Origin of the sequence: Mycobacterium sp., from assembly GCF_035633495.1 — a bacterium.
In the GTDB taxonomy this organism is placed as follows: domain Bacteria; phylum Actinomycetota; class Actinomycetes; order Mycobacteriales; family Mycobacteriaceae; genus Mycobacterium.
This window is the reverse complement of sequence record NZ_DASQEU010000051.1, coordinates 1-9,423: the sequence shown is the minus strand read 5'-3', so window position 1 is coordinate 9,423 and position 9,423 is coordinate 1. Positions and strand designations below refer to the sequence as shown.

Genomic DNA, 9,423 nt, shown 5'->3' with positions numbered 1-9,423 from the left:
TCGCGCGGTACCGCTGCGACGGGTGGGTCGTACGCGTGAGGACATCGGGTCGGTCGTGGCGTTTCTGGTGAGTGACGACGGCGGGTTCATCACCGGCCAGACCATCATGGTCGACGGCGGTATGGGTGTTTTCCGCTGATGGAAACAGGTTTCGCGATGCCACGCGTGAAAGCTCCTGTCCGCTTGCCTAATTGACGCAGACCCTGGCGAACTTGACCGATTCGGCAAGCCCAGATTTGCGCTTTGACATGGTGAATTGCATTCCAGCGCAATCGGGATCGGCGTTCAGCGACGAGATCTCCACCGAGAAGAGCTCTCCCGCAAGGGTATTTGAGACGCAGGCCATCGCGATCTTGAAACGTGATGGCGGCCACAGATTTTGGCGATGATCAGATCCCGTTGCTAGCGTCGATCGACATGATCGATGCTATTGCGACCACAGCCCTGTTCACTCTGGTCAATCAGGTTTCGGGGACGCCGTACCGCACGGGTGGCGATTCGCCCTCCGGTACGGACTGCTCAGGACTGGCGTCATGGGTAGCCAACGCGGCTACCGGCCGGCCGATCTACGGCGATCGTTTCCACACCGGCAACGAGGAGCGGGCCCTGCTGGCCCGCGGCTTCCAGTACGGCACGCAGCCCGGCGCCCTGAACATCGGCTGGAACTCCGGCCACACGGCCGTCACGTTGCCCGACGGCACGCCCGTGTCGTCCGGCGAGAGCGGTAGCGGCGTGAGGGTCGGTGGCGGCGGGGCCTTCCAGCACCAGTTCACCCGTCACATGTACCTCCCGGTGGCGCAGGATCAGCCGGCCGAGGATCCGATGGCTCCGCCTCCCCCCTTCGACCCCTTCGCGCCGGCACCCCCCGCGCCCGGCCCTGCCGACATCCCTCCGGTCGACGGCGTGAACGTCGAGTTGCCGCCCCCACCGCCCGGCGCCGAGCTGCCACCTCCCGGACCGGAGCTTCCGCCCGCCCCCGACGCGGGTCCGATCGCCATCTAGACAGCCCTCTCCACCCCCTCAGAGCCCCGGAGAGCCGCCACCCGCGGCTCCCCGGGGTTTTGTCTTGGCAAACCCTGGGTAACCCTGCGCTGGCATTTTGGCAAACGAAGGGCGCAGACGGCTCACACGGGTTTCATCGAACTTCGTCAGCGACCGATGGTCGGTGCTCTGGTTCTTGGCCTATCAGCACATGAGCCTCGTCGGGCAAGACGCGGCTGTCGTCGATCTCTGCCTGAAGCAGGGCTACGAGAACACGACCATCGAGTACCGGAGCCCGGACGCGATGGAGGCAGTGGACCCGCCCCGTGGGCGTAGCGCCCGACGACCGGCGCCTGGAACTCGCCGTCGCCAGTGATCCCCATGTGCCGCTGGGCCCGGACTTCGTGATGGAGCGGATGGAGAAGGCGCTCGGAGAGATGTCGCAGTTCGCCGCTGAGATGCAATTGCTTTGAGGGCGTGCTACTTTCGCATCCGCGCGCCGAAGCCGGCGATGCCGACGCCGATCAGCGCGGTGATGGGGCCGATGATCGACCACGTGGTGGTGTTGGACATCGGGCTGCCGCCGAGGACGCCGAAGCCTTGCAGGGCCCACAGCACTCCGAAGCAGGCGACGAGGACACCGAGACCCAGAACGACTATGCGCATGGTTGGACAGTAGACGCCTTGGCGAACCGGCCGTGGCCCCGGTGCCGTTCGCGATGGTGGCAGGGCGAATGCGTGCCGAAACCATTGTCACGCCAACCACTTCCACCGTTCACGTGGCGCGGTGCATTGGGTAGGGGTCCGGCACCCGTCAGCTCAAGGCGGTGAACTGCGGCCGTTTGGTGTAATGTCAACGGAGTTGCGAACCCAGCCGGTTCGGGATGAGGTAGGTCATCCGCCGCCTGCCTTGCCGAGTGTCAGCTCGCGCCAAACCCGTGAAATTAACTTTTGGGAACCATCTTTTGAATGCTCCAGTAACCCTCAGATCCCCCTTCTCCTCCGTGCATCCGTCCTCGGCGATTCCTGATCGTGGGCTGAGCGTTACCCCGACGTTCGGGATTCTCAGCACGTATCCGCCGACCGCCTGTGGCTTGGCGACCTTCAGCGCGGCCCTGGCCAACGGCCTGGCGGTCCATGGCAGTGACGTCAGCGTGGTTCGGATCGCAGACGAATCGGTCGCATCCGATGCGCGGGTCGTCGGTCAACTGGTCAACGGCCTACCCACGTCTGTCACGGCAAGCTCAGAGGTACTGAATCGCAGCGACGTCGCCGTCGTCCAACACGAGTACGGCATCTACGGAGGCGCCGACGGAGACGAGGTGGTGGACGTCATCGCCGGGTTGCAGGTCCCCTCGATCGTCGTCGCCCATACGGTCCTCACCGACCCCACCCCACACCAGCGGTCGGTGCTCGTCGAGATCGCGTCCATGGCAGACCGGATCGTGGTGATGTCCGATGCGGCACGGCAACGCTTAGTTCGCCGATTCGACGTCGACCCGCGCAAGGTCGTCACCATCCCCCACGGTGCGGCCGTCCCACGACAGTCCGCGGCGAGGACGTTCCCGGGCCGACCGACGTTGTTGACCTGGGGCCTGCTGGGGCCGGGAAAGGGCATCGAACGGGTCATCGACGCCTTGGGCTCGCTGCGTGAAGTCGGCGTCCACCCGCACTATCGGATCGCCGGTCGAACGCACCCGAAGGTGCTTGCCTCTCAAGGTGATTCCTACCGAAATGGGCTCATCGACCGGGCCCGGCAACTCGGGATCGACGCATCGGTGTCGTTCGACTCCGACTATCGCGACGTGGCGTCGCTGACCGCTTTGGTGCAGTCCGCGTCCATCGTCGTGTTGCCCTACGATTCCAAGGATCAGGTCACCTCCGGAGTCCTCGTCGATGCCATCGCGAGCGGCAGGCCGGTGATCGCGACAGCCTTCCCGCATGCCGTCGAAATGCTGGCCAGCGGCGCGGGCATCGTCGTCGACCACGACGATCCCGACGCATTGCTGTCGGCCCTGCATCGGGTGCTCACCGAACCCGACACTGCCGCAGCGATGGAGATGGAAGCGTCGCGGCTGGCACCGACGATGGCCTGGCCGGTGGTAGCCAACGCCTACGTGGGGCTTGCCAACGCACTCCTGGCCGAGCGCCAGGCCATGGTCTCGTGAGCACCCCGCTGCCGGTGTTCGACCATCTGCTGAAGATGACCGACTATCGCGGCACCTTCGAGCACGCCCGCTTCGCCGAACCGCGGCCCGAACATGGCTACTGCACCGACGACATGTCCCGCGTTCTCGTCGTCGCCACCCGAGAGCACCTGCCGACACCGGAGGTGCGACGTCTCGCGAGCCTCGCCCTCCGCTTCCTGACCGAGGCGCAGGATGACTCGGGTACCTTCCGCAACCGGATGAACTCCGCGGGAGTGTGGACGGACGAACCGACCACCGAGGATTGCTGGGGACGAAGCATCTGGGCACTGGGAACGGCCGCCGCCCACAGCGACGTCGATGGGATTCGGCACGCGGCCGTTGCGCAGTTCGAGAAGGCCGCGCGCCAGCGCTCGATCCATGCGCGAGCGATGGCCTTCGCGGTGGTCGGCGCCGCCGAAGTGCTGGCCGTAAGTCCCGGTAATCGTGCGGCGATCGATCTCGTCACCGACTACGCCAACCACGTCGCCGGACCGACGGAGGATCCCGCGTGGCCATGGCCCGAGCCGCGACTCACCTACGCCAACGCCGTGCTCGCCGAGGCGAGGATCGCTGCCGGCGTCGCGCTGAGCCGCCCAGACCTCCTCGACCATGGTCTCGCGCTCCTGGCGTGGCTGCTCGAGGACCATACGACAGCTGATCGGCTGTCGCCCAGCCCGGCTGCGGGGACCGGGTTTGGGGATAGCCGACCGGCGTTCGACCAACAGCCGATCGAGGTGTCCACGCTCGCGGACGCGTGCGCACGGGCGGCGGTCATCGACGACAACCCGACCTGGCCGGACGGCGTGCTGAAGGCTGCGGCGTGGTTCATGGGCGTCAACGATTCGGGACATGTGATGTGGGATCAGGAGACCGGCGGCGGCTTCGATGGTCTTCTCGTCGACGGGGTCAACCTCAATCAGGGCGCCGAATCTACGCTGGCCCTGCTGTCGACGTTTCAAGGCGCTCAGCGGTTCTCCATTGTGCCGCAGTGAGTTCCGTGCATGACGGGCTCGTCACCCGCAGCCCGCGACGGCTCGTGGCTGACCCGTCGCGGGTGATCACTCGACTGTTCGTGCCCGGACAGGAGGGTTTCGAGCGACGGGATTCCCGCGCGGGGGCCGTCTTGGTGCGAATCTTGGAGCTCAGTGACGACGACGTGCAGTCGTCTCTAAACGACATCCTGACCCGCTTCGAGGGACGCCATCGCGACGTCGACGCGACGTTGCGTCGGCACGCTCGCGAACTCGCCGACCGCCTCGATCCCGATCGTGGGCTGTCTGACGCGCGACAACTGCTGCTGGGCGCGGCGTTCACGAGCGAGTACGCCATCGAAGGCGCGGCACTGTGCAACCCGAGTATGGTGGCCCATCCGGATCAGGCTGGAATCGACTCTGGCAGTGTACGATTCGTGATGAGCGTCCGTGGCATCGGAGAGGGGCACAAGTCCTCGATAGGCTTCCGGACGGGTGTGGTGGATTCGGCCGGGACGGTTTTGCTCGACGACCCGCCCTCGTTCGCCTCCGTCGGCGACGTCAGCCCGACGCTGCTGGAAGCAACGATCTTCCGTAGCGAGCTGACCCGTCTCGACGAGGCAGGTGAGGCCGCCGACTTCGTACTCGATTCGCTCGGTGCCCGCTTCACGCGCGCGGCCTTGGATCACCGACTCGACGAGCTTCGCACCAGGGCGAGAACCCGTTTCCACGTGGCGGACACCATCGCCGACTTCCAAGGCATCGCCGACAGGACCTATGCCGTCGACTTTCCCGAGGACGTCCCGCTGCAGGAACGTGTCCTCTGGCCGGCGACGGCTGCCGAGGACGCGGGCGTGGAGGACGCGCGTTTCCTCCGCTTCGTCGACGACGACGGCTCGGTCGCCTTCTACGCCACGTATACCGCTTACCGCGGATATAGCATCAGCCAGCAGCTCCTCAGAACCACTGACTTCCGCGCGTTCACCTCCATGCCGCTCGTCGGCCGCGCGGCAGCGAACAAGGGCATGGCCCTGTTTCCGCGGCGGATCAACGGCCGCTTTGCGGCGATGTCGAGATCAGATCGCGAGTCGAACACGGTCGCCTTCACCGACGAGATTTGCGTCTGGACGGATTCCTTCCCGTGCCAGCGGCCGGTCGAGGCCTGGGAGGCCTTGCAGCTGGGCAACTGCGGCTCACCCATCGAAACCGATGCTGGTTGGCTGGTGCTCACCCACGGTGTCGGGCCGATGCGCACCTACAGCATCGGAGCGCTACTGCTGGACCTCGATGATCCGACTCGGATCATCGGCAGGCTGCGCAAGCCCTTGCTGACTCCGGGGCGCCTCGAACGGAACGGCTACGTGCCGAACGTCGTGTACTCCTGTGGGGCAATGCTCCATGGTGGCACGCTAGTGCTCCCCTACGGCATCAGCGACGCGGCGATCGGCATGGCGACGGTGGCCTTGCCCGAGTTGCTGGCAGCGCTCACGGGTTGAGGGAGTCATCCCGGGTCACGGGGCTTCCATTCGATCGACCGGGGTCACTTCGTCCAGAATGCGCGAGGCGGCGTCGACGCGAGCGATCGCATTGCTGGCGGCGAAGGAATCGAGTTCACGGATTGCCGCCGCGGGGGTGCTGCCGCGGCCGATCATTACTCCGATGGCCTGGTTGATCAGTGACGTGGCGACGAGCGTCTCACAGCCCTCGAACGGGCTGGGAGGCTGCAGGTGCCGGTCGAGGCGGAGCTCTTCAGGTTGGCGGCCCGTCAGCCACGTCAGATCCGCAGCGAGGTCGACGAATGCGCCGGGTTGGTATGCGTAGAGAATGAGCTCGATGCCATTGCCGTCAGTCCCGTTGCCGAGCAAGGGTATTCGCAACGAGGTGCGGATGTCGGTCGTCTTCCTGCTCTCCTCGATCGCGCTCAGGGTGACCGCCGAGTCGCCGATGACATTGATCGTCATTCCGAGATAGGACTGGACCACGGTGCGGGCTTCGGCTGCCAGTGCTAGGACCTCAGCGGAGACGTCGAGGCCGGGGTGGTCGAGCGCGGCTGTCAGTAGAGCCAACGACGCCGCGAGTTCCCAGCCGAGTTCGTCCACGAGAATGTGCTCCGCTGGCGCTCCCGAGCGCGACCTTCAGCCAGGCGCCGAACACAGCAGGTCGCGATGCACGGTGGGGACCTCGAAACCGGTTGAGGACCGGCTTCGGACGTGACCCCCTCTTCACCGTAGCCCTCTCTCACCCCAGATGGCGAAGTGGCGCCGAGGCGTTCGCCGAACCTCCGAACTAGTCGCCCTGGGTGTGGCGCGCGCGAGCCCGTCGCACCGCGTCGTCGACGATGTGTTGAGCGACGTCGGCCAACTTCACGTGGTCGCGCTGACTGATCATGCGGAGTCGGTTGAATGCTGCCTCCGCGGTACCCCCGGTGCGCCCCAGCAGCAGACCGATCGCCTGGTCGATGACGGGGCGGGTCGTCAATGCCGTTTGGAGTTGCTGGGCGAGCGTGACCGCTTGGGCGAGCAACTGGGCATTGTGGACCGCAACGGCCGCCGGTGCGGCAAACAGCTCGCCGAGTTCGGCGGCGTGGTCGTCGAATACGTCCTTGGCATGTGCGTAGACGTTGATGGCGCCGACGGTCTGGTCGGGTAGGAGCAGCGGCAGTGAGAGTGCGCTGTGCACACCGAGTCGGCCGACGCGAGGGCCGAAGTGCGGCCACATCCTTTCCCCGCCCAGTGATCCCGAGCGGACCGTCCGCCGCTCCCGTGCGGCAGTGATGCAGGGGCCTTCCTTGACGGTGACGTACTGAATTTCATCGATCTCGGAGACGAAGGGATGACTGGCCGCCAACGCTGCCACCCGACTCTCCGCGCCCTCGAAACGTAGCAACGTCACGCCAGCGCCATCCGCACCCGGAATGGCTTGGGCGGCAAAGAGTGCTACCTTGTCGAGCATGCCCTGGAGCCCCGCACTTCCGCTCACCAAGCCGGCGAGATCGGTGAGGCCGGCCTGCAGGTGGTGGTCGTCCGCAATCGCCTGCTTGGCAGTCAACACCGACGGGCCCTCGTCTGGATTGTTCTCGCTCACCTGACCCTCCCTGCTCGTAGGCTGGGTTCCGGTGTCAGACGGGGCTCAGCGCCGTGCCCGCGGCGCCAACGCCCGCGAGGTTGTGCTCTGGTATCGACTATAACGGTCAAATGGGGCTCTCGGCGCGCGGCGGTCTGCCGTCTCCCGGTGTAGCGTCAGTTTCGTTGAGATCGTCAACGAGTCCGGGATGAGGCAGCTGTCCGCCGCTGTCCTCGCCGAGCCGCAGCTCCCCGCCGGGCACCTGGTCAAGACCCGCGTCTGAGCGCGCCGTCGATCGTCCACGAAGGCGCATCCTTGACTTACTGCATAGGCGTCATGCTCGACGAGGGAATCATCTTCGCCTCGGACTCGCGCACGAATGCCGGCATGGACAACATCCTCAAGTTCTGCAAGATGACGGTGTTCGAGCGCCGAGGCAACCGCGTCATCGTGCTGCTGAGTTCGGGAAACCTGGCCGGAACCCAAGCTGTCATCAGCGTCTTGAGGCAGCGCTGCGCTGACGGCGACGCGGTGACCAACATCATGGGTGCACGTACGATGTTCGACGTCGTGCGATTGGTCGCGGATGCGATGCGCGACATCGAGACGCGCGACGCCGGGTACCTCGCGGAGAACGACGTCCGCTTCAACGCCTCATTCATCGTCGGTGGGCAGATCGGCGACGAGCCGATCCGACTGTTCCGGATCTATGCCGCAACGAACTTCATCGAGGCGGGGGTCGACACGACCTTCTTCCAGACCGGTGAAACCAAGTACGGAAAGCCGATCCTCGATCGCGTCCTTACGCGTCATACGCCCCTGGCCGACGCCGCGAAGTGCGTCCTGGTGTCCTTCGACTCGACCATGCGCAGTAACCTGTCGGTGGGCATGCCGATCGACCTGTTGTGCTACGAACGCGACAGTCTCGCAGTGTCTTTGCGGCGCAAGTTCGATGAGGGCGATCCCTACTTCACGGCGCTCAGCCGCGACTGGGGCGAGGGGACACGGCAGGTCTTTCGCGATTTGCCGGACTTACGCTGGTGACGATGGATAGAGGCCAAAGATGAAGATTCACGTCGGTTTCGAGATGATCTTCGAATGCCCGCAGCCCACCCCGATGATCTTCACCCTCAACGTCCACTACACGCGCGTGTCCGACCTCATCGGCCGCGACAGCCTGCTGGTGGACCCGCCGGTGCCGATGCAGGCCTATCGGGACGGCTTCGGCAACTGGTGCACCCGCATCGTGGCGCCCAGGGGTCGTACCCGCGTCTGGGCGGACGCCGTCGTCAACGACACGGGGCTCCCCGATGTCATCGTCGAAGAGGCGCAACAGATTTCCGTGCCGGACCTTCCCGAGGAAGCGCTCGTCTTCCTGCTCGGGAGCAGGTACTGCGACACCGATCGGTTGTCCCAGACGGCGTGGGACCTCTTCGGGCAGGGACCGACCGGATGGGCCCGCGTTCAAGCGATCTGCGACTACGTGCATCGGCACATCACGTTCGACTACCAGCAGGCGGACAACACGCGGACGGCGCTGGAGGCGTTCAACCAACGCGTCGGCGTCTGCCGCGACTTCACGCATCTCGCCGTGGCCTTCTGCCGCTGCATGAACATCCCGGCGCGGTACTGCACCGGCTACCTCGGTGACATTGGCATGCCGCCGCCCTATGGTCCGATGGATTTCGCGGCGTGGTTCGAGGTGTTCCTGGGCGGACAGTGGCACACCTTCGATGCGCGGAACAACATGCCGCGCATCGGCAGGGTGCTCATCGCGCGGGGCCGCGATGCCGCCGACGTCGCGCTGAGCAACGCCTTTGGCCCCAACACCCTGACGAGCTTCACGGTACGGACCGACGAGGTGAGGTAGCGACTAGCTGGGCTCGCCCCACTGTCCATCGCCGTGGTCGGGCTGGCGGGTATCAGGCGTCGGCGTTCCGCCCTCGGGCCCATAGCCTGCCTGGCTGAGCATGCGGCGCAGGTCGACGGTCAACTGTTCGTCGATGTCCTTGCCAGGAGGGGCCTCGAAGACTTCTGTTTCGGGGCCCAGGGTGACGGTGAACTTGCCGTTGTGTTCGTGGGTGACGGTTCCGACGTCCTCGAGCATGGACAGGACCTGACGCCACTCGATGTTGCCGCCGGCCGGGTGGCGGAAGATCTTCTCGATCGTCTGTCGATGGTGACTGCTCACGTGTGTGTCCATTGGTTGGTCCTCTCGT

At 65.6% G+C, this 9,423-nt stretch carries 12 protein-coding genes; 8 read left to right on the top strand and 4 right to left on the bottom strand.

Translation table 11 applies throughout. The features are described from left to right. The 3 genes from VET27_RS07730 to VET27_RS07720 form a co-directional block, all read left to right on the top strand. Positions 1–139: SDR family oxidoreductase (locus VET27_RS07730; RefSeq protein ID WP_526516719.1), on the top strand; the 139-nt coding region annotated here is incomplete at its 5' end. A gap of 278 nt (positions 140–417) precedes the next feature. After that, positions 418–1,002, top strand: coding sequence for a peptidoglycan endopeptidase (locus tag VET27_RS07725; RefSeq protein ID WP_526516715.1), 585 nt, complete (start codon positions 418–420; stop codon positions 1,000–1,002). Between the two features lie 305 nt (positions 1,003–1,307). Next, positions 1,308–1,454: a hypothetical protein gene (locus VET27_RS07720; RefSeq protein ID WP_526516721.1), complete on the top strand. Its 147-nt coding sequence runs from the start codon at positions 1,308–1,310 to the stop codon at positions 1,452–1,454. 7 nt (positions 1,455–1,461) lie between these two features. Here VET27_RS07720 and VET27_RS07715 read toward each other — a convergent pair whose 3' ends face one another. Then, entirely contained in the window at positions 1,462–1,647 is a 186-nt protein-coding gene (locus VET27_RS07715; RefSeq protein WP_526516713.1) for a hypothetical protein, read from the bottom strand. 338 nt (positions 1,648–1,985) lie between these two features. On the opposite strand from VET27_RS07715, the gene VET27_RS07710 reads away from it, so the two are divergent. The 3 genes from VET27_RS07710 to VET27_RS07700 are packed head-to-tail and all read left to right on the top strand — an operon-like array spanning position 1,986 to position 5,637. Continuing rightward, complete coding sequence (locus VET27_RS07710) at positions 1,986–3,149, top strand: glycosyltransferase (RefSeq protein WP_526516711.1); 1,164 nt, start codon at positions 1,986–1,988, stop codon at positions 3,147–3,149. A gap of 35 nt (positions 3,150–3,184) precedes the next feature. Further along, positions 3,185–4,162, top strand: coding sequence for a glycosyltransferase (locus VET27_RS07705; protein ID WP_526516717.1), 978 nt, complete (start codon positions 3,185–3,187; stop codon positions 4,160–4,162). Beyond that, the gene (locus tag VET27_RS07700) at positions 4,159–5,637 is read left to right on the top strand and encodes a glycoside hydrolase family 130 protein (RefSeq protein WP_526516709.1); all 1,479 of its coding nucleotides are present in this window, start codon (positions 4,159–4,161) and stop codon (positions 5,635–5,637) included. Before VET27_RS07705 ends, VET27_RS07700 begins: the two co-directional genes overlap by 4 nt. A 15-nt stretch (positions 5,638–5,652) precedes the next feature. On the opposite strand, the gene VET27_RS07695 is transcribed toward VET27_RS07700, so the two are convergent. Further along, entirely contained in the window at positions 5,653–6,240 is a 588-nt protein-coding gene (locus VET27_RS07695; protein WP_526516707.1) for a hypothetical protein, read from the bottom strand. A 187-nt stretch (positions 6,241–6,427) separates the two neighbouring features. After that, entirely contained in the window at positions 6,428–7,225 is a 798-nt protein-coding gene (locus VET27_RS07690) for an ANTAR domain-containing protein (protein ID WP_526516705.1), read from the bottom strand. Positions 7,226–7,519: 294 nt separating this feature from the next. On the opposite strand from VET27_RS07690, the gene VET27_RS07685 reads away from it, so the two are divergent. Together VET27_RS07685 and VET27_RS07680 are read left to right on the top strand one after the other, a co-directional pair. Then, a complete protein-coding gene (locus VET27_RS07685) occupies positions 7,520–8,248 on the top strand; it encodes a proteasome-type protease (RefSeq protein ID WP_526516703.1) in 729 nt (242 codons plus the stop codon). Positions 8,249–8,267: 19 nt separating this feature from the next. Next, positions 8,268–9,074 (top strand): transglutaminase-like domain-containing protein, encoded by an 807-nt coding sequence (locus VET27_RS07680; RefSeq protein ID WP_526516701.1) that lies wholly within the window; start codon positions 8,268–8,270, stop codon positions 9,072–9,074. 3 nt (positions 9,075–9,077) lie between these two features. On the opposite strand, the gene VET27_RS07675 is transcribed toward VET27_RS07680, so the two are convergent. Continuing rightward, positions 9,078–9,423 (bottom strand): hypothetical protein (locus VET27_RS07675; protein ID WP_526516699.1); only part of this gene is annotated, 346 nt, incomplete at its 5' end.

What these genes read in the sequence shown, in the direction of transcription:
- VET27_RS07725 (WP_526516715.1), top strand. Translation starts at nt 418, where the DNA reads ATGATCGATGCTATTGCGACCACAGCCCTGTTCACTCTGGTCAATCAG.
- VET27_RS07715 (WP_526516713.1), bottom strand. Translation starts at nt 1,647, where the DNA reads ATGCGCATAGTCGTTCTGGGTCTCGGTGTCCTCGTCGCCTGCTTCGGA.
- VET27_RS07705 (WP_526516717.1), top strand. Translation starts at nt 3,185, where the DNA reads ATGACCGACTATCGCGGCACCTTCGAGCACGCCCGCTTCGCCGAACCG.
- VET27_RS07680 (WP_526516701.1), top strand. Translation starts at nt 8,268, where the DNA reads ATGAAGATTCACGTCGGTTTCGAGATGATCTTCGAATGCCCGCAGCCC.